Origin of the sequence: Flavobacterium alvei, assembly GCF_002920895.1 — a bacterium.
Lineage (GTDB): Bacteria > Bacteroidota > Bacteroidia > Flavobacteriales > Flavobacteriaceae > Flavobacterium > Flavobacterium alvei.
On sequence record NZ_PQVG01000005.1, the window covers coordinates 238,585 to 264,311 of the forward strand.

Sequence of the window (25,727 nt, forward strand, 5' to 3'; positions counted from 1 at the left end):
TATGGAAACGACTGTAGAAAAAAAATATACTGCTAAAGATTTTACTAGCGATCAAGAAGTAAGATGGTGTCCGGGTTGCGATGATTATGTAATCTTGCGCACGATGCAAAAAATACTTCCAGAAATGGGAGTGGCTAGAGAAGACGTTGTTTTTGTCTCTGGAATTGGCTGTTCTTCCCGTTTTCCCTATTATTTAGATACTTACGGAATTCACAGTATTCATGGTAGAGCACCGGGAATTGCCTCAGGAATAAAATTGGCAAATCCTAATTTAAGTGTTTGGATTGCAACAGGTGATGGCGATGCAATGGCTATTGGTGGCAATCATTTTATACACGTTTTACGTAGAAATATCGATTTGAATATCATTCTTTTCAACAATGAAATTTATGGTTTAACCAAAGGGCAGTTCTCTCCTACTTCGTTAATTGGTCAAAAAACGAAATCTTCCCCTTACGGAAATACACAACCTCCTTTTTCTCCCGGCGAATTAGCATTGGGAGCTCAAGCACGATTTTTTGCAAGAGTTGGCGGTGGAAGTCCAAAAGAAATGGGACAGATTTTTATCGAAGCACAACAATTTAAAGGAACTTCATTAATCGAAATATTACAAAATTGTGTAATTTTTAATGATGGATGTTTCAATCATCTTACTGATAAAGACGTAAAAGAAGACAAACAAATCTATTTGGAACACGGAAAACCAATGATTTTTGGTAAAAATCGTGACAAAGGATTAGTTTTAAAAGGACTAAAATTAGAAGTAGTAACTATTGGTGAAAACGGAGTTACACAAGAAGATTTATTAGTTCACAATGCTAAAGAACAAGATCCAACACTACATTATATGCTGGTTCGAATGGAATATCCATTGGCAACAGGAGTGATTAGAAGTTTTAGTGATGTTACTTTAGAAGAAAGAGAAGATGATTTGACAGCGCAGGTTAAAGCTAATTCGAGTTTTACAAAAACGGACGATTTGTTCTTCTCAGGAGAGACTTATGAAGTAAAATAGTGAATTTTAAGAATAAGCAAACTTGAAATAAACTAAAATCTTAATAGACAATTATTAAAAACTAAATTTATTATTCTTTATGAATAATCATTAGTAATGTAATTTACAAAAAAAAATGAAACACAACAGAAATACTCAAAGATTTGTCAAAAATATTTTTAGATATTTTTTATTTATGCTATTTATATTACTAAGTGGTTGTAGCAAAGACGAAAAAACTCCTGAATGTGGTCGTGACGGAAAAATTATTTTTACTATAAATGATAATGACAATCAACAGGGATATTTATACAAGAGAACAGATTATTCAGAAAACAATAATATACCTAATTATAATTATGGCATATGGTATGCGAGCAAAAATTGCTCAAATTGTATTCACACATTTTTTATATTGAATGATACTTTTTTAAATAGTTTTGGAGATATTCCCCCTTACCCAGGGACATTAATCCAGTTTTCTGGCACTGCTAAAAATCTCTGCGTAAACCCTGTCGCACCTACTGATTATACCTATAACTATTTAACATTAACAAAAATTATAAGACAATGAAAAAAAATTATTTACCTATGATTATTATATTGCTAACATTTTCTTTGAATGCACAGCATACATTAAAATACAACAATCATAATGAAACTATTGAATTTCAGATTTCTAAAGAAAAATATTTCGTGAAATTTGATAAAAAAGATTTAACTCTGATTCAGTCCCCCTGCTAGCGCGAGCTTCTAGCTCGTGCCAACAAACAAATGCAAAATTAATTTAGTTTTTCGATGAGTAGAAAATATAAATTTCACGAAAAGTATGGAGCCTATTTTATAAGTTTTGCTACTGTTTATTGGATAGATGTTTTTACTAGAGATGATTATTTTGGTTGTATGATTGAGTCGTTAGATTATTGTAGAAAAAACAAAGGGATGGAAATTTATGGATATTGTATTATGCCGAGTCATATTCATTTAATTTTTAGATCATCATTAGGTGATCCATCAGGTTTAATAAGAGATTTAAAAGGATTTACATCAAGAAAAATTTTAAAAGTAATTGAAGAAAATCCACAAGAAAGCAGAAAAGAATGGTTACTGTGGATGTTTGAAAGAGCTGGAAAGAAAAACAGTAATGTGAAATTTAGACAATTTTGGCAACAAAACAATAACCCAATTGAAATTTGGTCACTAAAAGTTTTTGAGCAAAAACTTGATTATATTCATAACAATCCAGTTGAAACAGGTTTTGTGACCGACCCAATAGATTGGAAATATAGTAGTGCAAGAAATTATGGGAATAATGACCATACAATTTTAGAAATAGATTTAAATTAATTTTGTTGCGGGTACGAGCGTGACGCTCGCACTAGCGAAAGGAGACCTAGCGAAAGGAGACTTATGAAGTGAAATAAAATAAAATTAACAGTAAAGTTTATTACCCTATGGGAATAGTAGATTAAATAATGTAAATTTGCGAAGTAATACAATAAATAAATTTAATATATATGGGTTCAGAAGCAATTATAGTTTTCTTATTAGCCGGAATAGTCTTGGTCGCCGGCGCCAACTTTCTCTCTAATTTAATTTCACCAAAATCAGACAACACCCAAAAACGGGAGCCGTATGAAAGCGGTATGACCACCATTGGCCCTACTTGGGTTCAGTTTAAAGTGGGCTACTATTTATATGCCATTTTATTCTTGGTTTTTGATGTCGAGGTAGCCTTTTTAATTCCTTGGGCAGTCGTTTTCAAAGAAATTGGAATGGTCGCTTTTGTCGAAATCATCATCTTTTTAGTAATATTAGGTTTAGGTTTAGCCTACGCTTGGAAAAAAGGAGCATTAAAATGGGAGTAAATAACACATCTGAAATACCAGCAGATTTCCCGGGAAAGGTAATTCCCGGAGGTAATGGAGCCAATATTTTGGTCACCTCTTTAGACGATATCATCAATTGGGGTCGAGCCAACTCGCTTTGGTCCCTTTATTTTGGAACAAGCTGTTGCGCCATCGAAATGATGCAAACTGGAGCTGCTCGTCACGATTATTCAAGATTTGGATTCGAAGTAGCAAGACCTTCGCCACGTCAAGCCGATTTAATTATCATTGCAGGAACTATTGTCAACAAAATGGCACCGGTTTTACGTCGTTTGTACGATCAAATGGCGGAACCAAAATATGTAATTGCAATGGGAGCTTGTGCCATATCTGGTGGACCATTTTTTTACAATTCCTATTCGGTAGTAAAAGGAGCAGATCACGTAATTCCTGTAGATGTTTACGTTCCGGGTTGTCCGCCTCGTCCAGAAGCTTTGCTAGAAGGAATGTTGATGCTTCAAGCGAAAATCAAAACAGAAAACATGAAAAATAAAGTTTTCCCTGTAGATGGGTTTGACGAAGGACTATAATACCAAAATTATGACAAACGAAGCCTTACAAAATTTAATAAGCCTTTGGATTCCAGAATTGGAATTCACAGAAGAAAAATCACAGTTTCTAAATATCACCGTTCCACCCGAACAACTTATCCCACTAATGACGCAATTAAAAAGTAATTCCGAAACGAATTTCGATTATTTGTTTTGTCTTAGCGGTGTGGATTGGGGCAAAGAATTAGGTGTTGTTTACCATTTAGAATCTACAACTCACCGCCATCAATTGGTCGTAAAAGTAAAAACCGAAGACCGAGAAAACCCAACATTTGATACGGTTTGCAAAATTTGGTACACGGCAGAATTTCACGAAAGAGAAGTTTTTGATTTCTTCGGAATTCAATTCACCAATCATCCCAATCTAAAAAGACTTTTTATGACCGAAGAATGGGACGGATTTCCGTTGAGAAAAGATTATGTAGATGAAATTAATATGATTATCAAATAAGGAACTATGGACACAACACCCATAATAAACAACTTTAAATCCGAAGAATACCAAATCAATATGGGGCCGCAACACCCAGCAACTCACGGTGTTTTGCGACTTTTATTGACTATTGATGGTGAAATAATCAAAAAAGTAGAACCCGATTTAGGATACATCCACCGTTCTATCGAAAAAATGTGTGAACGCGACAGCTATCAGCAAATCGTGCATTTGACCGACCGAATGGATTATCTTTCTTCACATATCAACAACGAAGCCGTTTGCCTAACGGTTGAAAATGCCCTAGAATTAGAAATTCCTGAACGTGTAAAAGTCATTCGAACCATCATTGCCGAATTGACCCGAATCGCATCTCACACTTTGTGGTGGGGCGTTATGGGAATGGATGTTGGCGCTTTGACCACCTACTTCTACGGTTTTAGAGACAGAGAAATGATCAACGACATTTTCGAAGAAACCTGTGGCGCACGTTTGACAATGAACTACAACATTCCAGGAGGATTGATGTTTGACATTCACCCAAACTTTGTAAAAAGAACCAAAGAATTCATTGCGCATTTCAAAACCAAATTACCAGAATACGATTTGCTTTTATCCAATAATATCATCTTCCGAAAAAGGATGGAAGGCATTGGTATTTTAACCAAAGAGGATGCGATTTCGTTTGGAGCTTCTGGCCCTGTGGGTCGTGCTTCTGGCTATTCTTGCGATGTAAGAAAACACCATTCGTATAGTGCTTACGACAAAGTAAAATTCAACGAAGTTTTAAAAACCGAAGGCGATACTTATTCCCGTTACCAAGTTAGAGTTTTAGAAATGTGGGAATCCTTGTCGATCATCGAACAATTAATTGACAACATTCCCGAAGGTGATTTTTTTGCCAAAACCAATGCAGTAATCAAATTGCCAGAAGGCGAATATTACCAAAAAGTAGAAACTGCAAGAGGAGAATTAGGGGTTTACATCGTGAGTACTGGAACAAAAAATCCGTACCGAATGAAATTCCGTTCGCCAGGATTCTCTAATTTATCCTTATTAAACCATATCGCCGTTGGTGGAAAAATTGGAGATTTAGTAGCAACTATGGCAACATTAGACCTTGTAATCCCAGATATCGACCGATAAAATTAATTTTATGAACATTACAAAAAATATTCACGAATGGCTTTTTAGCCTGATGCCAGAAACTACTGCAAGCATTGTAGAAATGGTACTGATAGCCGTAGTTTACCTAGCTATTTTTGCAGTTGCTGGTTTATACTTGGTTTTACTCGAAAGAAGAGTCGCCGCTTGGTTTCAATTGCGTTTGGGTCCAAACAGAGTAGGTTACCAAGGTTTATTACAAACTATGGCCGATGCCTTGAAATTGGTTTCCAAAGAGTTAACAGGAACCCTCAAAGCCGACAAATTTTTATACAATTTAGCTCCTTATTTTGTTATCGTAACTGCCTTGATGGCGATGTCGCTTTTCCCTTTTACGAAAGAGTTACACGCCTTTGACATCAATATTGGTATTTTCTTTTTAATAGCTATTTCCTCGATTGGTGTAATCGGAATTTTATTGGCGGGTTGGAGTAGCAATAATAAATTTGCCTTGATTGGTGCAATGCGAAGCGGTGTTCAAACCATTAGCTACGAATTGTCCGTTGGATTATCACTGCTCACAATGGTTTTAATGACCGGTTCTTTGCAACTTTCGCAAATCGTAGAAGTTCAAGAAAAAGGAGGTTGGCTTATCGTTCAAGGACATATTCCTGCCCTAATCGCTTTTTGCATTTATATGATTGCTGGAACTGCTGAAACGAACAGGGCACCTTTCGACTTAGTAGAAGCCGAATCCGAATTGGGTGCTGGTTTTCACACTGAATACTCGGGAATGAAGTTTGCCTATTTCTTCTTGGCAGAATTTATCAATATGTTCATCATCGCCTCGATTGCAACCACTGTCTTTTTTGGAGCTTACCTTTCTCCTTTTGGCATAACCGAAAATATTCCTTTGCTTGGTGTATTCTGGTTTTTAGGAAAAACATTGCTATTAATATTCCTAATGATGTGGTTTAGATGGACATTTCCAAGGTTAAGAATTGACCAACTTTTGGTATTAGAATGGAAATATTTGCTTCCGTTAAATTTAATGAACTTACTTTTAATGGCATTGATGGTATTGCTTGGATTAACAATTCAATTTTAAAAATTATGAGTTATTTTTCAGATATATATAATGGTGTAAAAACACTTCTCACAGGAATGAGTGTCACCGGAAAGTATTTTTTACATTCCAGAAAAGGGGCGATAACCCAACAATATCCTGACAATAGAGACACTTTAAAAATGTTCGACCGTTTTCGTGGCGAGGTAGTGATGCCGCACGATGAGAACAACGAACACCGTTGCACAGGTTGCCAAAAATGTGAATTGGCTTGCCCGAACGGAAGTATCGAAATTATTTGGGACCGACAAGTCGATCCTGAAACTGGCAAAAAGAAAAAAATGATAGACCAACATATTTATCATTTAGGAATGTGCACGATGTGTGGTTTATGTATTGAAGCTTGCCCCACCGATGCGATTAAATGGGCTCAAAATTTTGAAAATTCCGTTTACGATAGAGCATACCTCACTAGAGTTTTAAACAAACCAGGATCGAAATTAATGCCTGGTGTAGAAGATTAATCTTATGGAAAAAATACTATTTTACATTTTAGCCTTGATAATGATTGTCGCAGCCATTGCATCGGTTACGAGTCGCAAAATGCTTCGGTCTGTTATTTACTTACTGTTTGTATTGATTGGCGTAGCGGGAATTTACTTTTTGATTGATTATAATTTCTTGGCCGCCGTTCAATTGACGGTTTATGCTGGAGGGATTATCGTCTTGGTTATTTTCTCGGTTTTATTGGTTCACCATATCGAAATGGAATTGGAAATGGCCAAACTGTCCAAAAAAATAATAACTGCAATAGCTTGCTTAGTAGGACTTGGTGTTTTCTTAGCTACTATTTATTCTACTAATTTCAATGTTGTAGAAAATTCGAAAACTACAACTGTAGAAGATATTGGACGAGGACTTCTAAGCTATGATGCTGGTGGATTTATCTTGCCTTTCGAAGTTATCAGTGTGCTACTATTGGCCGCTATGATTGGAGCCATCATCATCGGAAAAGGAGACAAACTAACTAAAAACGACGACACATTATGATAGCTGGAATTAGCATATACGAAATTTTTACCCTCACCTCTATTCTATTTTTTATAGGGATTTATGGGTTCATTACCAGAAAAAACTTGATTTCGATTTTAATATCGCTTGAGTTGATTTTAAATGCTTCGGCAGTAAACTTTGTTGTCATCAACAAATATTTATATCCCGATGTGTTGCAGGGCGTTTTCTTTTCGATTTTTATTATTGCGGTGGCTGCGGCCGAAACTGCTTTGGCTGTGGCAATAATCATTAATCTGTACCGACAAATTAGCTCTGTTGAAGTGAAGGACACTGAAATTATGAAGTATTAATATTCATCAACTATGGACATCTCTTATATAGTATTTATTCCGTTGATTCCGCTAGCCGTTTTCTTGCTATTGGGAATCTTTAACCAACAAATCAAACCAGCCGTTTCGGGTTATATTGGCGTTTTAGGATTAGCAACTTCGGCTGCATTGTCTTATTATGCGGCTTATCAATACTTTTTCGTGAGTGGAAAAGTAGATGGAGTTTACCCAACTTTTGTCGAAAAAACAGTTTGGATGAACTTCACCGACACCTTACACATTGATATGGGAATTTTGATTGATCCCATTTCGGTAATGATGCTCATCGTGGTGACCACCATTTCCTTGATGGTACACATTTACAGCCGAGGTTATATGCACGGCGATGCTGGTTATACCAAATTCTTTGCTTATTTATCGCTGTTTTCCTTTTCGATGTTGGGATTAGTTTTAGCAACCAACCTTTTCCAAATCTATATTTTCTGGGAATTGGTGGGAGTTTCCTCCTTCTTGTTGATTGGTTATTATTACACCAAAACTTCGGCTGTGGCAGCAGCAAAAAAGGCTTTTATCGTAACTCGTTTTGCTGATTTTGGCTTCTTGATCGGAATTTTGATAGTGGGTTATTACGCTGGTACTTTTGATTTCCAAACCTTAAATGCTGTGAATCCCGAAGGCGAAGGATTACTTTTTCAGTGGGGAGCTTCTTCCTTTATGGGATTATCGGTAATTACTTGGGCTTTGATTTTAATATTTATGGGAGGCGCTGGAAAATCGGCGATGTTCCCGTTACACATTTGGTTACCCGATGCAATGGAAGGTCCAACACCGGTTTCGGCCTTGATTCACGCAGCAACAATGGTTGTGGCTGGAGTGTATTTGGTAGCAAGATTATTCCCGATGTATTACTTTGTGGAAGATGGTTTTGCACTTAATATCGTGGCTTATGTAGGTGCTTTTTCTTCGTTGTTTGCCGCAATAATTGCCCTCACACAAACCGATATCAAACGAGTTTTGGCTTTTTCGACTATGTCGCAAATAGGTTATATGATGTTGGCTTTAGGTGTTTCAAGTTACAAAGGTCACGAGGGAGTTGGTTATATGGCGTCTATGTTTCATTTGTTCACTCATGCTATGTTTAAAGCTTTATTATTCTTGGGAGCTGGTTCCGTAATTCACGCTGTTCACAGCAATTATTTGAAAGATATGGGAAGTTTGCGCAAGTATATGCCAATCACCAATATTACTTTCTTAATCGCAGCTTTAGCGATTGCTGGAGTGCCACCATTCGCAGGGTTTTGGAGTAAAGATGAAATCTTGGTTGCTGCTTTCGAAAAAAATCAATTGCTTTATTTTGTTGGACTTTTCGTTGCAGGATTAACTGCTTTTTATATGTTCCGACTTTATTTTGGCATCTTTTGGGGCAAGGAAACCAAATACCATCACGAACCGCACGAATCGCCAATGTCTATGGCATTTCCTTTGTTGTTCTTGGCAATTATGAGTATTGTGGCAGGATTTATTCCGTTCAGCGAATTTATAACTGCAGACAAAGCGGGATTTGAAGGACATTTGGATTTACCATTAGCAGCCGTTGCTGTTGGAACGGGATTAGTCGGAATTATTCTGGCTTGGATTTTCTATAAAAAAGAAAATGATTTGGCCGAACGATTTTCCAATGCTTTTGGGATGTTTTACAAATGGACTTTCCACAAATTCTATTTCGACGAACTCTACCTTTTCATTACTAGAAAAATCATTTTCAATCTAATTTCAGCACCAATAGCCAAGTTCGACAAGAAATATGTGGATGGAACGATGGAAGGCATTGGAAACAAAACGGTCATCATTTCTGAAAAAATAAAAGGATTGCAATCCGGTCGATTACAAGATTATGCTATGTTTTTTGTTTCGGGAGTTGTAGTTGTCGCTTTGGTTTTCATTTATTTATGGACATAACAAATCAATTAATATGGATATTTTATCACTTTTTGTAATTGTACCTGTTCTCACGGTTTTAGCTTTGGTTTTCTCCAAAGGCTTGAAACAGGCTCGATTGATTTCAATGATTGGAAGTTTCATTCAACTCGGAATGGCTATCAATTTACTTTTTGCTTATTTTAGAGAAAGAGCGGTCGATAAAAGCGTGATGCTTTTCACTCAAGATTATGTTTGGTTTAAAAATTTCAATGTGCATTATGCCATTGGAGTTGATGGAATTTCGGTTGCCTTGCTATTGTTGACTGCAATAGTAGTATTAGCCGGTGTTTTCATTTCTTGGAAAACCGACGATTTGCCCAAAGAATTCTTTGTTTCTCTTTTGGTTTTGGCCACGGGAGTTTACGGCTTCTTCATTTCCATCGATTTGTTTACAATGTTTGTATTCTACGAAATTGCTGTAATCCCAATGTATTTGTTGATTGGAATTTGGGGCTCAGGACCCAAAGAATATTCGGCAATGAAGTTGACTTTGATGCTGATGGGAGCTTCAGCCGTTTTGATGGTGGGCGTTCTAGGAATTTATTTCAATTCGAATGCCGATGGTGGCGCTTTAACGTTTAATATTTTGGAAATAGCTAAAGTGCACATTCCATTCGAAGCACAGAAATTATTTTTCCCTTTGACTTTTGTTGGCTTTGCTGTATTGGGTGCTTTATTTCCTTTTCATACTTGGTCACCTGATGGTCACGCTTCGGCACCAACAGCGGTATCAATGCTGCATGCAGGCGTTTTGATGAAATTGGGAGGTTATGGTGTTTTCAGGATTGCTATGTTTTTATTGCCTTTGGGAGCCATTGAATGGTCTTGGTTTTTCATCATTTTATCGGCAACAGGAGTCATTTATGGTGCTTTTGGAGCGTTAAAACAAACCGATTTGAAATACATTAATGCTTATTCCTCTGTGAGTCACTTGGGAATGGTGTTGTTCGCCTTGTTGATGTTGAATAAAACTGCTTGGAACGGAGCTATTTTACAATCGCTTTCCCACGGATTTATGACTGCCTTATTCTTCGCCTTAATCGGGATGATTTACGGAAGAACCCACACTAGAGACATCACCAAACTAGGAGGTTTATTGAAAGTAATGCCTTTTATATCCGTAATTTATGTAATTGCTGGAATGGCTTCATTAGGATTGCCTGGATTTAGCGGTTTCATTGCTGAAATGAACATCTTTGTCGGAGCTTTTCAACACGAAGGAATGTTTTACAGAGTAGCGACCATAATTTCAGTTTCGGCCATTGTGGTAACGGCGGTTTACATTCTTCGAGTATTAGGAATTATGCTAATGGGAGAAGTCAAAAACGACGAATATTTAAATTTACCAAAAGCAACTTGGTTCGAAATTACAGGTATTTTGCTACTATTAATTCCAATGCTTGGTATGGGTGTTGCTCCACTTTGGTTGAGCGATATGACAATGGATAGTATCCAACCTTTTATTCAAGGAGTATTAAATCATTTATAAAATAACGAAAATGAATTTGAACAGTTTTATCGCAATGAGACAAGAAATTTTCCTCTTGACAATTTTATTATTGTTGGTTGTAGGCGAAATTTTCATCCATAAAAACAAAAAAGGTACACTTACGCATCTTGCTTTATTTTTATTTGGGATTCACACTATTATCGGCTTTTTTGCCATTGAAGAAGCGAGTTTATTTGGCGGAATGTTTCGCACGAATTCACTCATTCACTTTTTCAAAAATGCACTTAATGTAGGTGTTTTGATTGTCCTACTTCAATCAGCCGATTGGATTCAAGAAAAAATGGTGCCGTTAAACAAAGGAAATGAATTCTTTATGTTGCTATTTTCTTCTCTTTTGGGAATGTATTTTATGATTTCGGCAGGTGATTTTCTAATGTTTTACATCGGATTGGAATTATCTACTTTGCCTGTAGCCGCTTTGGTAGCTTGGGAAACTTCCAAAAGAATTTCGAGTGAAGCGGGTGTAAAATTCATTCTTTCAGCAGGATTGGCATCGGGAACATCCTTATTCGGAATCTCTCTTTTGTATGCTGCCACAGGATCGATTTATTTCGCTGACATTACAAGCGTTTTAACTTCAACGAACTTTACAATATTAGGTTTTGTATTGTTTTTCTCTGGATTGGCATTCAAAATTTCTTTAGTTCCCTTTCACTTTTGGACAGCCGATGTGTATGAAGGTGCCCCCATTGGTGTGGCTTCCTATTTATCCGTAATTTCAAAAGGAGCTGCGGCTTTCATCTTGATGATTTTATTATTTACCGTTCTAAAACCATTGATGCACGTTTGGGAAAACATTATTTATGTGGTAGCATTAGCAACAATGTTTATCGGTAATTTATTTGCTTTGCGCCAACAAAACATGAAACGATTCTTGGCCTTTTCATCCATTGCACAAGCTGGATTTATTTTGTTGGGTTTAATCACAGGAACACAATTAGGAACAGCCACAATCGTTTATTTTGTACTAGTTTATGTATTCACTAATTTGGCCGCTTTTGGTGTGGTTCAAGCCATTTCCTTGCAAACAGGCAAAGAAAACAGAGACGATTACAACGGTTTGTACAGAACCAATCCTAACTTGAGTTTGGTAATGATGTTGGCCTTGTTCTCTTTGGCTGGAATTCCACCAGTGGCAGGATTTTTTGGGAAGTTTTTCCTTTTCACAGCAGCCGCAAGCAAAGGCTATTACCTATTGGTTTTCTTGGCGGTAGTTAATGTAACCATCTCGCTTTATTACTATTTATTAGTAGTAAGAGCCATGTTCATCAGAAGAAGTGACAATCCGATTCCATTTTTCAAGAACAAAATTTATATGAGATTGGGATTAATACTCACCGTTTTGGGTATTCTTATTCTAGGATTATACAGCCCATTGTACGATTACATTTTTGAATTAAGTACCATTTTTAATAAATAAGTTATGGCATCATTAGACGGAAAACATTCATTTGGAAGCATTGGAGAAACAAGAGTCACTTTTGTTGAAAAAGGCGTTGACGAAATTCGAAAAGATTTCTTGAAACAACTCTTAGAGCACAATGGCTTTGAAGTGGTTTTAGAAGAAGAAAAGAAAAAAGCGGAAGAAGATCCTCAATTATATACAGTTGCAGTTACCGATATGGTTTTCAATCCCACCATCTGGATTTTCGAAAGAAAAATGAAAACTCCAGACGGACACAGAGTAACCCAGGATTATTGGTTTCAAAGAACTACCGAAACCAACCCAATGTATTGGAAGAATTCATAAATTTTATATTAACCAACCAAAATTAAATTAACCAAAACCCAGAAAGCCAATCTAGTAATAGATTGGTTTTTTTATTGAAAAGTGATTCTGAATATCTAACACAAAAAAGGAGGCCTTTTTACAGACCTCCCATTTGTAAATTCTGATTTATCATTATCTAACTTACACTTAAACCTTAAATATAGCTGACTATTGAGATACTTTTTCTAATATTAAATATTTATGATATTATATGCTCAAGTAATTAATCAGAATCACACCTAAATTTACGATTAATTTCGATTAATAACACTGTTTTTCAATATTTTAACACCAAATTAAGTTTGTATTCATCTTTTGTATAAAAAATAATACAGCCACAAGTTATTTCGCAAAATAGAGATTTAATGTTCCCGATTTCCCACCATAGGTTCCATCAATTTTTAATATTAACTCGTTTGCAGAAAGACTTGCTACATCAAAAGTGCCATTAAAATTAGAACCTACAACATTTATTATAATACTATTTCCATTTTGAGACCAAGTCCCAATTTTTTCTTCAAAAACACAATTGGGTTTATAATCACCAAATCTAACTATACCTCCAGTAATAAATTCGACATAATCTTTATTACATCCATCTTCATTTTTTAAATAATCTGTTGAGTAAGGAATAGTAAAACCGCTTGAAGAAGCAGTTGATTTATTGAAATTCCATTTTCCTTCTAGATAATTCATATCTACAGGACCACTAATATCTTTAGTGCAAGAAGTAAAAACTGTTCCTATAATTAATGTCAAAAGGAATAAAATACTTTGTTTTTTCATTGTTTTTCAAATTGGGTTAGCGCTACAATAATAATTAAAAAATATCCAACCAAAAAACAAATCAGTTCATTAACTACAATAACGATAAATATTAAGTTAAAACTTAGGTTTTTATAAATATTGATATAATAAATTACAATTGAGTTTCACAAAACCATTTTAAAAATAAGATACCTTTGTTCTTTATCCAATTAAAACTGAATTATGAAAATCGTTTTTGCAACCAATAACAAAAATAAAATCCTTGAAGTTCAACAAATGCTTCCTCAAACTATCGAAATTATTAGCCTCGAAAGTATTGGATGTTTCGAAGAAATTCCAGAAACTGCTACAACTATCGAAGAAAATGCAATTATGAAAGCCAATTATGTGACTGAAAAATACGGCTACGATTGCTTTGCAGACGATACTGGACTAGAAGTAGAAGCGCTAAACGGTGAACCTGGCGTTTTCTCGGCTCGATATGCCGGAGAACAACGCAATTCGGACGATAATATGAATAAATTATTAAAGACTTTGACAGGAGAACCGAATAGAAATGCTCAGTTTAAAACCGTAATTGCCTTAAACCTAAAAGGCAAACAGCAGTGTTTCACAGGAATCGCAAAAGGGGAAATTACAATAGAAAAAACAGGAAATCAAGGTTTTGGCTATGATCCTATCTTTAAACCAGAAGGTTTTGATGTCACTTTTGCACAACTTTCGCTCGTAGAAAAAGGTGCCATCAGCCATCGTGGCAAGGCAACAGAGCAACTTATCGCCTTCTTAAAAAACTAACTAATTGATTTTCAAATGACAATAAAATGGTAAATCTAAATTTTACATTAGATTATCTCATTTATTAGCAGTACTTTTGCACCAAATTTTAAAAACATATATGAATAAATTTGAACAATTAGGATTGAGTGAGTCGCTACAACGTGCGATTATCGATCTAGGATTTGAGAATCCGACCGAAGTACAGGAGAAAGCGATTCCCCTATTATTGGAACAAGACACAGATTTAGTTGCGTTGGCTCAGACAGGGACAGGGAAAACGGCAGCTTTTGGTTTTCCAGTCATTCAAAAAATTGATGCCGACAACAGAAATACACAGGCGTTAATCTTATCACCTACCCGCGAACTATGTTTGCAAATTACAAACGAATTGAAGAACTACTCAAAATACGAAAAAGGTATTAATGTAGTGGCTGTTTATGGTGGTGCGAGTATTACAGAACAGGCTAGAGACATCAAAAGAGGTGCGCAAATTATTGTGGCTACTCCAGGTAGAATGCAAGACATGATTAACAGAGGATTGGTCAACATTACTCAAATTAATTACTGCATTCTTGACGAAGCAGACGAAATGTTGAATATGGGTTTCTATGAAGATATCGTAAACATCCTATCAACTACACCAGACGAAAAAAGCACTTGGTTATTCTCGGCTACAATGCCACAAGAAGTAGCCCGTATTGCTAAACAATTTATGCACAATCCGTTAGAAATAACAGTTGGTGCAAAAAATTCAGGTTCAGCTACCGTTTCACACGAATTTTACTTAGTAAATGCTCGTGATCGTTACGAAGCTTTGAAAAGATTGGCCGATGCTAATCCAGACATTTTCTCAGTAGTTTTTTGTAGAACAAAACGGGATACACAAGCGGTTGCCGAAAAATTAATTGAAGATGGTTACAGCGCTGCTGCTTTGCACGGAGATTTATCGCAAGCACAACGTGATGGCGTAATGAAATCTTTTAGAGGACGTCAAATTCAAATGCTTGTAGCTACTGACGTTGCTGCTCGTGGAATTGATGTTGACAATGTAACTCACGTAGTAAACTATCAATTGCCAGACGAAATAGAAACTTACAATCACCGTTCAGGTCGTACAGGTCGTGCTGGAAAATTGGGAACTTCTATCGTTATTGTAACCAAAAGTGAGATACGAAAAATTTCGGCTATAGAAAGAATCATCAAACAGAAATTTGAAGAAAAAGCCATTCCATCTGGAATCGAAATCTGCGAAATTCAATTATTGCACTTGGCTACTAAGATTAAAGACACCGAAGTAGATCACGAAATTGACAACTACTTACCAGCTATCAATAATGTATTAGAAGATTTATCTAAAGAAGAATTGATCAAGAAAATGGTTTCTGTAGAATTCAACCGTTTTATCAATTACTACAAGAAAAACAGAGATATTTCATCTCAATCTGCTGGTTCAGACAGACGTGAACGCGATGATAGAGAACCTAGAGAAAACAATAATGGCGGTGCTACAAGATACTTTGTAAACATTGGCTCTAGAGACAATTTCGATTGGATGTCATTGAAAGATTATTTGAAAGAAACATTAGACTTAGGTCGCGATGACGTTTTCAAAGTAGATGTAAAAGAAGGGTTTTCTTTCTTTAACACCGAACCAGAACACACCGAAAGAGTTATGGAAATATTGAACAACGTACAACTTGAAGGGCGTAGAATCAATGTGGAGATTTCTAAAAATGATGGTGGCGGAAGACGTGATCACAACGGAAGAAACTCTGGAGGTTTTGGTGGTGGAAGAAGTTCTGCTCCAAGACGTGAAGGAAACTTTGCTCCAAGACGTGAAGGCGGATTCAGAAGTGAAAGAGGTTCAAGAGAAGGTGGATTTAGAAGCGAAAGAAGTGCGTCAGCTCCAAGAACCGGCGGTTTTTCAGACAGATCTCCAAGATCATCAGATGCTCCAAGACGTGAAGGTGGTTCTTCTGAAAGACCAGCGAGACGTTCTCAAAGTTTTGGTGACGCTCCAAGAGAAAGAAGACCAAGAAGAAGCTAAGAAAAAGTACTGATTATAGATTTGTAATTATAGCTACTGTTAATTTTCTTATAATTATATTGAAACTACAAAATATTTAATCCCGTTTTATTACTTTTAAAGTTTTAAATCAGTTTATGAAATATTTTGTAGTTTTCTTTTTTTTAATACTCACCTCAATCACTTTTGCTCAAGTTATTGAACCGACACAAACTGTTAGTGGAACTATTATCAACGATAATACAAAATTCCCTATTCCCAATGTAAACATTATCAATATCAACAAAGTAAGAGGAACAACTACCGACGAAAAAGGAAATTTTGAATTGGCTGTTTCTGTAAATGACACTTTACACATTACTAGCATTGGATATCAATCTTTGAGAATTAGAGTCACAAACGATTGGCTAAAAAATAAAATAACTAAAATCCAACTCACTGAAAAAGCTTATGCTCTCGAAGAAGTAATAGTAGGACGTTATAATTTAACGGGGTATATCGAAGTGGATTCTAAATTAATTCCTGTAAAAGAAAACTATCGCTATAGCATTTCAGGCTTGACAGAGGGTTATGAAGCTGGAGAATATTCGCCAAATGCTTTCGGAAAAGTGATGGGTTCAATATTTAATCCTGCCGATGCGTTGTATAACTTTTTTGGTAAAAAACCAACCGAACTCAAAAGGTTGAAAGAAATGAAAAAAGATGATACGGTTAGAAATCTTTTGGAAACTAAATACGACCGTGAAACAGTTGCGGCACTTCTTGGTGTAGATAAAAAGGAACTTGCAGAAATTCTAGAACGATGCAATTACTCAGAATCTTTTGTAAAAACTGCTAATGATCTGCAAATTTTGGATGCTATTAGCTCCTGTTATGAAGAATATAAAATCTTGAAAAGAAAATAAATAATAATTTAGGCTAAATTATTTTTTATTAATTCTTAACCCAAAAATTAAACAATTTGAATCCCTCTGCTTTCTAAGATTTCAAAAAGATAATTACTTTGTTCTGGGTCATATTTCTCCACACCACTCTGATACCATTTTCCAATGACATTTAATTGATAGGACGTAAAATCATCTGTTTCTTCTATCCCTAATCCAAGAAGACCTGCAAGAAGAAATTCCTCTAAAATTTTGATGGTAACAATTCTCTTGGGAATGCCTTTTGCAATTTGCCCATTCATTTCCTCATAATCCATTCTTCCTGAATTAAATCCAGAAATATAACCAAAACTATTATTGTTAGGATCTATTTGCAATAAAGGATTTTGCCCAATTGAATACCCCTTAAAATAATCTTGTCGGTATGTTGTACTAAAAACATTTTTAGAATTCATGATTAGATGAGTTTAAAATTCTGATACAAACTTATCAACATTCCTTCTAATAAAACAGTAAAATCGTTTAACGGACAAAAAACTCTTTAATTAACAAGTAGCGTGCATTTTATCGATAAAAAATTAGAAAAATCAGTGCTTTCATGAGAATTCCGAATAATACCTTTGTTCTATTCTTTTAATATCTTTAATCGAACTTTTAGCCCAAGACAATCGCTTTTCTAAAATTTCAGTTTCTGATAAATGCCAATTAATATCAGATTGTCGCAATCTATTGGTCAAATTTTGAATAATTATCGCCGCCGAAACCGAAATATTCAAACTTTCGGTAAAACCCACCATCGGAATTTTGAGAAAACCATCGGCTTTTTGTAAAACTTCTTCCGATAATCCATCTCGTTCAGTTCCAAAAAACAATGCACTAGGTTTCGAAATATCAAAATCTTCTAAAAGACAATCATTCTCGTGAGGAGTTGTGGCAATAATTTGGTAACCTTGACTTTTTAAAGAATCAATACAATTCGTCACGTTGTCAAATTTATTGATATCGACCCATTTTTGTGCTCCCATAGCAATTTCTTTGTCGATGCTTTTGCCAAAACGCTGCTCAATCACGTTCAATTCCTGAATACCAAAAACCTCGCAACTGCGCATCACCGCACTCGCATTGTGCATCTGAAAAACATCTTCTACCACCACCGTAAAATGTTTGGTGCGATTCTGCAAGACATTCAAAAACCGTTCTTTTCGGTTATCTGTTAATATATTTTCAAGAAAAGTGAGGTAGTCTAAATCAATCATAGCCATAAAATTATTTGTCAAAAATAACAACAATTTTCAGCCTGAATTGATTAATTTTAAATTCTATTAAATAATTTGCGAATTTGCGGTAGATAGATATGAAAAAGAAACTAGTTGCTCTAACCGGAGCCGGAATCAGTGCCGAGAGCGGTATCCAAACTTTCAGAGATGCCGATGGACTTTGGGAAGGTCATAACGTTATGGATGTGGCTACTCCTGAAGGTTTTCATAAAAACCCCGAGTTAGTTTTGGATTTTTACAATCAAAGACGCCAACAATTACAGCAAGTAAATCCAAATCGTGGACACCTTATTCTAGCCGAATTAGAGGACGATTTCGATGTGCATATCATAACCCAAAACGTAGATAATTTGCACGAAAAAGCAGGAAGTTCGAAAGTGTTGCATCTTCACGGCGAATTATTGAAAGTTCGAAGTACTAAAAATTATAATTATATTTTAGACTGGCATACCGATTTGAATTTTGGCGATGTTGATAATAAAGGCAATCAATTGCGACCACACATTGTTTGGTTTGGTGAGGAAGTTCCCGCTTTGGAATACGCCGTTGCAATTGTCGAAAAAGCCGACATTCTCATCATTATTGGAACTTCGTTACAAGTATATCCAGCCGCAAGTTTGATGAATTTTGCCAATCCAGATATTCCTATTTATTATATTGACCCAAAACCAGCGCAAATTTATGATTTGCCAAATGACCTCAAAATCATAGCTGCAACTGGTTCAGAAGGAATGAAAAAGGTTCAAAAAGACCTTGAAAAATTGAAAGAATAACTTAAAAAGCCAATACAAATAGTTCTATTTGTCATTCCGATGAAGGAGGAATCCCTACAAACGTAAGCAACTAGTTGAGATTCCTCCTTCATCGGAATGACAAAAAACATCTAAAAAACTGAACACTAAATACTGAATACTGAACACTATTCCTTATTTTTGCACCTTTCTAAAAACCGCTAACAATGACAACTTTAAACGAATTAAACGCCGTATCGCCAATTGATGGTAGATATAGAAGCAAAACCAGTTCACTTTCTAAATATTTCTCTGAAGAAGCCTTAATCAAATACCGTGTATTGGTTGAAATTGAATACTTTATTACGCTTTGCGAAATTCCTTTACCTCAACTAAAAGACGTAAACCCGAATGTTTTCGAAAGTTTGCGTGACATTTATAGAAATTTCTCTACTGAAGATGCGCTTTGGATTAAAGAAACCGAAAAAGTGACCAACCACGATGTGAAAGCCGTGGAATATTTCATCAAAGATGTTTTTGAGAAATTAGGTTTGTCACAATTTAAAGAATTCATCCATTTTGGATTGACTTCACAAGACATCAACAATACAGCAATTCCTCTTTCGACCAAAGAGGCTTTTGAAAAAGTTTATATGCCGTCTTTAATCGCTTTGACTTCAAAGTTGAAAGAATTAAGCGTAGAATGGAAAGCGATTCCAATGTTAGCAAAAACCCACGGGCAACCTGCTTCGCCAACTCGTTTGGGCAAAGAAATTGGCGTTTTTGTAGAACGTTTAGAAGAGCAAATGCGTTTGTTATTCAACATTCCGTTTGCTGCAAAATTTGGTGGCGCTACTGGAAATTACAACGCACACCACGTAGCTTATCCACAAATTGATTGGAAAAATTTTGGAACTCAATTTGTACAAGAAAATTTAGGTTTACACCATTCTTTTCCAACCACTCAAATCGAACATTACGATCATTTTGCTGCTTTTTTTGATGCGTTGAAAAGAATCAACACTATTATTATTGATTTAGACAGAGATATTTGGACGTATGTTTCTATGGAATATTTCAAACAAAAAATCAAAGCAGGCGAAATTGGTTCATCGGCAATGCCACACAAAGTAAACCCAATTGATTTTGAAAATTCTGAAGGAAATCTAGGGATTGCCAATGCTATTTTCGAACACCTTTCGGCTAAATTACCTGTTTCAAGATTGCAACGAGATTTGACTGATAGTACCGTTTTAAGAAACATTGGAGTTCCTGTTGGACATACTTTAATCGCATTCGAAGCTACCTTGAAAGGGTTGAACAAATTGCTTTTGAACGAATCAAAATTTGCCGAAGATTTAGAAAAAAACTGGGCTGTTGTTGCCGAAGCGATACAAACTATTTTGCGTCGTGAAGCCTATCCAAATCCTTATGAAGCCTTGAAAGGATTGACAAGAACTAATGAAGCGATTACCAAAGATTCGATTCACGCTTTCATCCAAACTTTAGAAGTTTCAGCAGAAATAAAAGCAGAATTAATGCAAATTACACCAAGTAATTTCTTGGGGATTTAATAAAAAACACATTTAAAGCACAAAATAATAATGAAGAAGTCTTTTCTAAAAACCCTTTTATTTTGTGCTTTTTATCTTTTATTTTCGTGCAATAATGAAACCTCTAAACCTACAAAAAAACCATATAAAGCTGGGGTCATTTTGTCATTTGATGATGCTTATGTTAATGAATGGTATGCAACCGATCAAAAATTAAAAAAGTATGGTTGGAAAGGCACTTTTTTTGTTTGTAAAATAAACACTTTAAGGCATTACCAAATCCAAAAACTGCTCAAATTGCAAAAGGAAGGGCACGAAATTGCTGGTCATACACTGAATCATATTAATGCTGTTGATTTTCTCAAAATCCACAGCATAAACAAATATATGAATCAGGAAATTGACCCAATGTTGAAATTAATGAAATTTTATGGACTAAATGTATCCTCTTTTGCCTATCCTTATGGTGGACGAACTCAAGCATTGGATGCAGCTTTACTCAAAAAATTTAAAATCATAAGAGGAAGAGCTTTTTGCGAAAAAAACGCATCTAAACAAGGATGTTATTTCAATAACTCTAATTTAGTTTTTAGCTTCAGTATTGACGACACACACAATCACTTCAACATCCCTCATCTGCTGAAATTATTGGAATATGCCAAGAAAAACCATAAAATTTTGATTTTGAATAGTCACAAAACAGCAGATATAATTACAGGTGATTATCAAACTAAAAATGCTACATTAGAATTCATTTGCCAATATATAAAACGTAACAATATGAATTTTTACACCATATCAGATTTAAATAAATTCGAATAAAAGCATTTTATAAAATTTAATTCCCTTTGAAAAAATATTAAAAACATATTTTCAAAGGGATTTTTTTATTTAAAATAGAAACTAAAATGCTTTTTTAAAAAGATTAACTTTTGAAAAAAGTTTTTTTGTATCTTACCAAAAATCAACAGAGAAATAAGTACAATCCTATGACTCCAACAGAAAAAGTAACCGAAGTTGCACAACATTTAGAACCTCTAATCAGCGATTTAGGACTGATTCTTATGACTGCTGGAATAGCCGTTTTGATATTTAAAAAATTAAAACAACCATTAGTTTTAGGCTATTTGATTGCTGGTTTTTTGGCAGGAAACCATTTTGATTTTTTTCCATCGGTAAAAGAAATCAAAAGTGTAGAAGTTTGGGCGGAAATTGGAGTTATCTTCCTATTGTTCAGTTTGGGATTAGAATTTAGTTTCAAAAAATTAATGAAAGTGGGCGGAACTGCCTCTATCACTGCGGGCACACAAATTATTGCCATGTGTGTTTTGGGTTATTCTGTTGGACAATGGATGGATTGGTCCAAAATGGATAGTATTTTTTTGGGTGTAATCATTTCCATTTCTTCTACCACAATTATTTTAAAATCCTTTGATGAATTAGGCGTAAAAACTCAAAAATTTGCTGGAATCGTTATTGGTTCGCTAATCGTTCAAGACATTCTTGCCATTTTGATGATGGTTCTATTATCAACAATTGCGGTGAGTAATCAATTTTCTGGAGTTGACTTATTAATGTCGGTTTTGAAACTTATGTTTTTTCTTGTCATTTGGTTTTTGGGAGGTATTTTTATCATTCCAACTGTCCTCAAAAAAACCAAAAATTTATTGACAGATGAAATGCTACTTATTCTATCGATAGCCTTATGTCTAACGATGGTTGGATTGGCTGCTAATGTCGGTTTTTCACCAGCTTTAGGCGCTTTTATAATGGGTTCCATCATTGCCGAAACCACTCAAGCCGAACACATTGAACATTTAGTAAAGCCCGTAAAAGATTTATTTGGAGCTGTATTCTTTGTATCTGTTGGAATGTTAATTGCACCTGAGGTTTTGTACGAACACGCCATTCCAGTAATTATCCTTTCGTTTGTTACTATTTTTGGGCAAGCCATTAGTTCAACTTTTGGCGCTTTATTATCAGGACAACCCTTGAAAGATTCTATCAGAACAGGGATGAGTTTATCACAAATTGGGGAGTTTTCTTTTATCATCGCCACTTTAGGAGTAACATTGAAAGTTACGAATTCTTTTTTATATCCAATTGTAGTGGCGGTTTCGGCCGTTACAGTATTTACGACGCCGTTTATGATTAAGTACTCTCTTCCTTTTTCGGAAAATTTGGAGCATAAATTACCTCGAAAATGGACGAAACGAATTGAACGTTATTCGGCGAGTACTCAAGCCATAAAAACCGTTAGTTTATGGCAAACGGTAATCAATGCGTTCCTAATTCAGGTTATTGTACTTGTAGTAATCATTCTTGGAATTATTCTGATTTCTTCTCGATTTATATTGCCTTTGGTTGAGGATTATCATATAGGAAATGCACTTGGAGCCTTGATAACATTGGGAATGGTATCTCCGTTCTTATGGGCACTAGCTTTCCGAAGAGTTGCCACCGCAGAAGTCGAGCAATTAATGCTAGACCGCAAATCTCGCGGTCCACTAACGATGCTGTTTTTCATTCGGATTTTATTATCTATTTTCTTTATTGGACTTTTATTAAATACCTTTTTCTCCCAAAGAATTACTTGGATTGCCTTGGTGTTTGCCATTGTAATTTATTTGATTTTTCAAAAAAAGCTCCACATCCAATATCACAAAATTGAGAATCACTTTCTAGCCAATTTAAATGGAAGAGAAATCGATAAAGCCAAAAGAAGTCGAAGCGATTTAACTCCTTGGGATGGGCACATGGCTGTATTTGATATTGTTACGGAATCGAATATTGCTGGTGAAACTTTAAAAAATTTACAAATTCGAGAACAATTGGGCGTGAATATTGTTTCTATCAAAAGAGGCGAAATCACGATTCATATTCCCCAAGCAAACGAACGTATTTTTCCTGGAGACGAAGTTTGCGTTATTGGAACAGACAAACAGGTGCAGGAATTTAAAAAATATTTAGACCAACACGAAACCGATGTTTCTCCTGAAATCAAGGAACCAGATATTGTTTTACGCCAAATTGAATTGAAAAATCACACTTTCTTGGGGAAAAGCATTAAAGATTCTAAATTAAGAGAAAAAACAAAAGGATTGATTGTGGGCATCGAAAAACGAGGAAATAGAACCTTAAACCCTGAATCGGATGTGATTTTGGAAAGAGACGATATCTTATGGATTGTAGGTGATAAAAAACTATTAGCAGATTTGGCTCACGATTAAGAATAAAACAAACTTTATGCAATCAACCATTTTTGACCAGATTATTAAAAATTTTATGTAAAGTTTCATACGCTTCAAAAGTATCTATATCGGCTATATTGTCCTGACTGACAATCTCTTTGACACAATTCTTATTCCTATTGACAATCTGTTTCGCACCTTCATCATTGGATAACGACATAAGTTCCCCGAAGAATTTTTTTGGGAATAAAACTGGTACGCCTTTGTAATTTTCTTTTTTAGTAATAATAATCGATTCTTTCTCTTTTAAATGAAGTTTAATCATTGCATTCAAATGAACACTACTGATAAAAGGTTGATCTGCTAATACCAACAATACAGCACTTAGTTCTGAATATTTGTTGTCTATTTCTGTAATTGCAGATGCTATAGAGCTTCCCAATCCCTGCTGCCATTTGCTGTTAATCAGTAGGGTTGCTTCTGATAAATTTGTTTTTTCTATAATTTCATTGCTGTAGGCTCCCAAAACAACAAAGAATTTATAGGCATCAATTGTCAAAACATTTTTTACAATATGTTCTAATAAAGTTGAATTACCCCAAGGCAATAACTGTTTTGATCTTCCTAATCTTTTGGCATTGCCAGCTGCTAAAACAACTACAGCAATTTTATTCATGATCTTTGAATTTAAGTTTTAGGAATGGATAGCACTATTCTTGTATTTTAAAGACATTAGTTCCTTTTTTCGTATAACTGAAAGTATTTCGGCAATAATACTAATGGCTATTTCCTGAGGAGTTTCTGCTCCTATACTAATGCCTGAAGGGCCATAAGTTACTTCCAACAATCCTTCGTTAAAAGATTCCGTGTATTCAAAAAATTCGTTTAACAATAGATTTCTTCTCTTGACAGGACCAAGTAATCCAAGGTAAGCAGGCTGCTTATTTTTTAATCCAACAAGAAACTTCAAATCGTTTACATAACTATGTGTCATTAAAACTACTGCAGTATCCATATCTATGGAAAGAGTATTTATTTCTTCAGCTGATAAATGGACAAGCCTTGTTGCACTAGGAAAATTAGCTTTGGTTTTGTAATCTTTTGCAGATGCCACAACGGTCACTTCCCAACCCGTTAAAGAGGCAAAATGACATAATTGAACTGCATCATGCTCTGATCCAATAATAATTAAATGAAAACGAGGTTTGAGCAATTGTATAAAATTAGGCAAGGATTTATCCAATTGAGTATTTGAAAACGTAAACTGATTTCCTTCAAAATGAAACACGGAACCTAAACCAGAATGACTCCCTGCCGTCTTTGTATAGAAAGATTCAATTTTTAATGATTGTCTCTGCTGCAAAGTATTTTCAAAGGCGTCCCAAACTGCTGCATCAGGAAAAAAAGGTTCCAAAAGAATATACAAAACACCCTCACAGCCCAGACGATATCTGCCGTCATAAACCATAATTTTTGCCTTATTATCCAATAATACCGACTGGGATTGTTTAAGGATTTCATTTTCAACACAGCCTCCGCTAACCGCTCCCACCATTGTATCATTTTCAAATATTAGCATTCGAACTCCCGGCCTTCTATATGATGAACCTTCAATGTCAACAACAGTTGCCATAACGCTTTTTAATCCCATAGCTTGGGCTAAAATGTACGATTCTTTTAATTTCAATAATTCGTGCATCATATTTTAATCACTTTTCAAAATAATTTCACCTTCAATATTTATGGATTAAATTGGCTGCTTCTTTTCAAAAACATTTGTTTAAACTAAAATGCAAAGTGCTGTACCTGCTAATCCCGTATGTTTTATAAAATTTCATTTCGATAATTATCATCCGTATTACTTTTTGTTATCGGATAA

The 25,727-nt window shown here is 35.2% G+C and carries 27 protein-coding genes; 22 read left to right on the forward strand and 5 right to left on the reverse strand.

Going from position 1 to position 25,727, the window contains the following annotated elements:
- The first annotated feature begins 1 nt into the window (after position 1).
- The 15 genes from C3L50_RS10450 (at position 2) to C3L50_RS10520 (ending at position 12,620) form a co-directional block, all read left to right on the forward strand.
- On the forward strand, positions 2-1,015 hold the full coding sequence (locus C3L50_RS10450; RefSeq protein WP_103806117.1) for a 2-oxoacid:ferredoxin oxidoreductase subunit beta: 1,014 nt from the start codon (positions 2-4) through the stop codon (positions 1,013-1,015).
- A 115-nt stretch (positions 1,016-1,130) separates the two neighbouring features.
- A complete protein-coding gene (locus C3L50_RS10455) occupies positions 1,131-1,568 on the forward strand; it encodes a hypothetical protein (RefSeq protein ID WP_133158875.1) in 438 nt (145 codons plus the stop codon).
- A gap of 224 nt (positions 1,569-1,792) precedes the next feature.
- The gene (locus C3L50_RS10460) at positions 1,793-2,341 is read left to right on the forward strand and encodes an REP-associated tyrosine transposase (RefSeq protein WP_103806119.1); all 549 of its coding nucleotides are present in this window, start codon (positions 1,793-1,795) and stop codon (positions 2,339-2,341) included.
- Positions 2,342-2,511: 170 nt separating this feature from the next.
- Entirely contained in the window at positions 2,512-2,862 is a 351-nt protein-coding gene (locus C3L50_RS10465) for an NADH-quinone oxidoreductase subunit A (RefSeq protein ID WP_103806120.1), read from the forward strand.
- A complete protein-coding gene (locus C3L50_RS10470; RefSeq protein WP_103806121.1) occupies positions 2,853-3,413 on the forward strand; it encodes an NADH-quinone oxidoreductase subunit B in 561 nt (186 codons plus the stop codon). The genes C3L50_RS10465 and C3L50_RS10470 overlap by 10 nt, the downstream gene beginning before the upstream one ends.
- A gap of 10 nt (positions 3,414-3,423) precedes the next feature.
- Positions 3,424-3,885, forward strand: a complete 462-nt coding sequence (locus C3L50_RS10475; protein ID WP_103806122.1) for an NADH-quinone oxidoreductase subunit C — start codon at positions 3,424-3,426, stop codon at positions 3,883-3,885.
- Between the two features lie 6 nt (positions 3,886-3,891).
- Complete coding sequence (locus C3L50_RS10480; protein ID WP_103806123.1) at positions 3,892-5,013, forward strand: NADH-quinone oxidoreductase subunit D; 1,122 nt, start codon at positions 3,892-3,894, stop codon at positions 5,011-5,013.
- 10 nt (positions 5,014-5,023) lie between these two features.
- Complete coding sequence (nuoH, locus tag C3L50_RS10485) at positions 5,024-6,079, forward strand: NADH-quinone oxidoreductase subunit NuoH (RefSeq protein WP_103806124.1); 1,056 nt, start codon at positions 5,024-5,026, stop codon at positions 6,077-6,079.
- A 5-nt stretch (positions 6,080-6,084) separates the two neighbouring features.
- Positions 6,085-6,561, forward strand: a complete 477-nt coding sequence (locus C3L50_RS10490; protein WP_103806211.1) for a 4Fe-4S binding protein — start codon at positions 6,085-6,087, stop codon at positions 6,559-6,561.
- Positions 6,562-6,565: 4 nt separating this feature from the next.
- Positions 6,566-7,087, forward strand: coding sequence for an NADH-quinone oxidoreductase subunit J family protein (locus C3L50_RS10495; protein ID WP_103806125.1), 522 nt, complete (start codon positions 6,566-6,568; stop codon positions 7,085-7,087).
- On the forward strand, positions 7,084-7,401 hold the full coding sequence (nuoK, locus tag C3L50_RS10500) for an NADH-quinone oxidoreductase subunit NuoK (protein WP_103806126.1): 318 nt from the start codon (positions 7,084-7,086) through the stop codon (positions 7,399-7,401). The genes C3L50_RS10495 and nuoK overlap by 4 nt, the downstream gene beginning before the upstream one ends.
- 12 nt (positions 7,402-7,413) lie before the next feature.
- Entirely contained in the window at positions 7,414-9,339 is a 1,926-nt protein-coding gene (gene nuoL, locus C3L50_RS10505; RefSeq protein ID WP_103806127.1) for an NADH-quinone oxidoreductase subunit L, read from the forward strand.
- Between the two features lie 13 nt (positions 9,340-9,352).
- Complete coding sequence (locus tag C3L50_RS10510; protein WP_103806128.1) at positions 9,353-10,849, forward strand: complex I subunit 4 family protein; 1,497 nt, start codon at positions 9,353-9,355, stop codon at positions 10,847-10,849.
- A 34-nt stretch (positions 10,850-10,883) separates the two neighbouring features.
- Entirely contained in the window at positions 10,884-12,290 is a 1,407-nt protein-coding gene (locus C3L50_RS10515) for an NADH-quinone oxidoreductase subunit N (RefSeq protein WP_243400370.1), read from the forward strand.
- Between the two features lie 3 nt (positions 12,291-12,293).
- On the forward strand, positions 12,294-12,620 hold the full coding sequence (locus C3L50_RS10520; RefSeq protein ID WP_103806130.1) for a hypothetical protein: 327 nt from the start codon (positions 12,294-12,296) through the stop codon (positions 12,618-12,620).
- A gap of 363 nt (positions 12,621-12,983) precedes the next feature.
- Here C3L50_RS10520 and C3L50_RS10525 read toward each other — a convergent pair whose 3' ends face one another.
- Complete coding sequence (locus tag C3L50_RS10525) at positions 12,984-13,427, reverse strand: lipocalin family protein (protein WP_103806131.1); 444 nt, start codon at positions 13,425-13,427, stop codon at positions 12,984-12,986.
- A 204-nt stretch (positions 13,428-13,631) separates the two neighbouring features.
- On the opposite strand from C3L50_RS10525, the gene C3L50_RS10530 reads away from it, so the two are divergent.
- The 3 genes from C3L50_RS10530 (at position 13,632) to C3L50_RS10540 (ending at position 17,117) form a co-directional block, all read left to right on the forward strand.
- Positions 13,632-14,204, forward strand: a complete 573-nt coding sequence (locus C3L50_RS10530) for a non-canonical purine NTP diphosphatase (RefSeq protein WP_103806132.1) — start codon at positions 13,632-13,634, stop codon at positions 14,202-14,204.
- 100 nt (positions 14,205-14,304) lie between these two features.
- Positions 14,305-16,233, forward strand: a complete 1,929-nt coding sequence (locus C3L50_RS10535) for a DEAD/DEAH box helicase (RefSeq protein WP_103806133.1) — start codon at positions 14,305-14,307, stop codon at positions 16,231-16,233.
- A 116-nt stretch (positions 16,234-16,349) separates the two neighbouring features.
- Positions 16,350-17,117: a carboxypeptidase-like regulatory domain-containing protein gene (locus tag C3L50_RS10540; RefSeq protein WP_103806134.1), complete on the forward strand. Its 768-nt coding sequence runs from the start codon at positions 16,350-16,352 to the stop codon at positions 17,115-17,117.
- Positions 17,118-17,164: 47 nt separating this feature from the next.
- On the opposite strand, the gene C3L50_RS10545 is transcribed toward C3L50_RS10540, so the two are convergent.
- Both C3L50_RS10545 and C3L50_RS10550 read right to left on the reverse strand, forming a co-directional pair.
- Positions 17,165-17,551, reverse strand: coding sequence for a hypothetical protein (locus C3L50_RS10545; protein WP_103806135.1), 387 nt, complete (start codon positions 17,549-17,551; stop codon positions 17,165-17,167).
- A 141-nt stretch (positions 17,552-17,692) separates the two neighbouring features.
- Positions 17,693-18,352, reverse strand: a complete 660-nt coding sequence (locus C3L50_RS10550; RefSeq protein WP_103806212.1) for a TrmH family RNA methyltransferase — start codon at positions 18,350-18,352, stop codon at positions 17,693-17,695.
- 98 nt (positions 18,353-18,450) lie between these two features.
- Between C3L50_RS10550 and C3L50_RS10555 the strand changes: the two genes are divergently transcribed.
- From C3L50_RS10555 to C3L50_RS10570, 4 genes are all read left to right on the forward strand, one after another.
- Entirely contained in the window at positions 18,451-19,146 is a 696-nt protein-coding gene (locus C3L50_RS10555; RefSeq protein ID WP_103806136.1) for an SIR2 family NAD-dependent protein deacylase, read from the forward strand.
- A gap of 185 nt (positions 19,147-19,331) precedes the next feature.
- Positions 19,332-20,678, forward strand: a complete 1,347-nt coding sequence (gene purB, locus C3L50_RS10560; protein WP_103806137.1) for an adenylosuccinate lyase — start codon at positions 19,332-19,334, stop codon at positions 20,676-20,678.
- A 30-nt stretch (positions 20,679-20,708) separates the two neighbouring features.
- Positions 20,709-21,479: a polysaccharide deacetylase family protein gene (locus C3L50_RS10565; protein WP_103806138.1), complete on the forward strand. Its 771-nt coding sequence runs from the start codon at positions 20,709-20,711 to the stop codon at positions 21,477-21,479.
- A 167-nt stretch (positions 21,480-21,646) separates the two neighbouring features.
- Entirely contained in the window at positions 21,647-23,887 is a 2,241-nt protein-coding gene (locus tag C3L50_RS10570) for a cation:proton antiporter domain-containing protein (RefSeq protein ID WP_103806213.1), read from the forward strand.
- A 22-nt stretch (positions 23,888-23,909) separates the two neighbouring features.
- Here the strand turns inward: C3L50_RS10570 and C3L50_RS10575 are convergent, their stop codons facing one another.
- Both C3L50_RS10575 and C3L50_RS10580 read right to left on the reverse strand, forming a co-directional pair.
- On the reverse strand, positions 23,910-24,524 hold the full coding sequence (locus tag C3L50_RS10575) for a nucleotidyltransferase family protein (protein WP_103806139.1): 615 nt from the start codon (positions 24,522-24,524) through the stop codon (positions 23,910-23,912).
- An 18-nt stretch (positions 24,525-24,542) separates the two neighbouring features.
- Complete coding sequence (locus C3L50_RS10580) at positions 24,543-25,550, reverse strand: XdhC family protein (RefSeq protein WP_103806140.1); 1,008 nt, start codon at positions 25,548-25,550, stop codon at positions 24,543-24,545.
- Between the last annotated feature and the right edge of the window lie 177 nt (positions 25,551-25,727).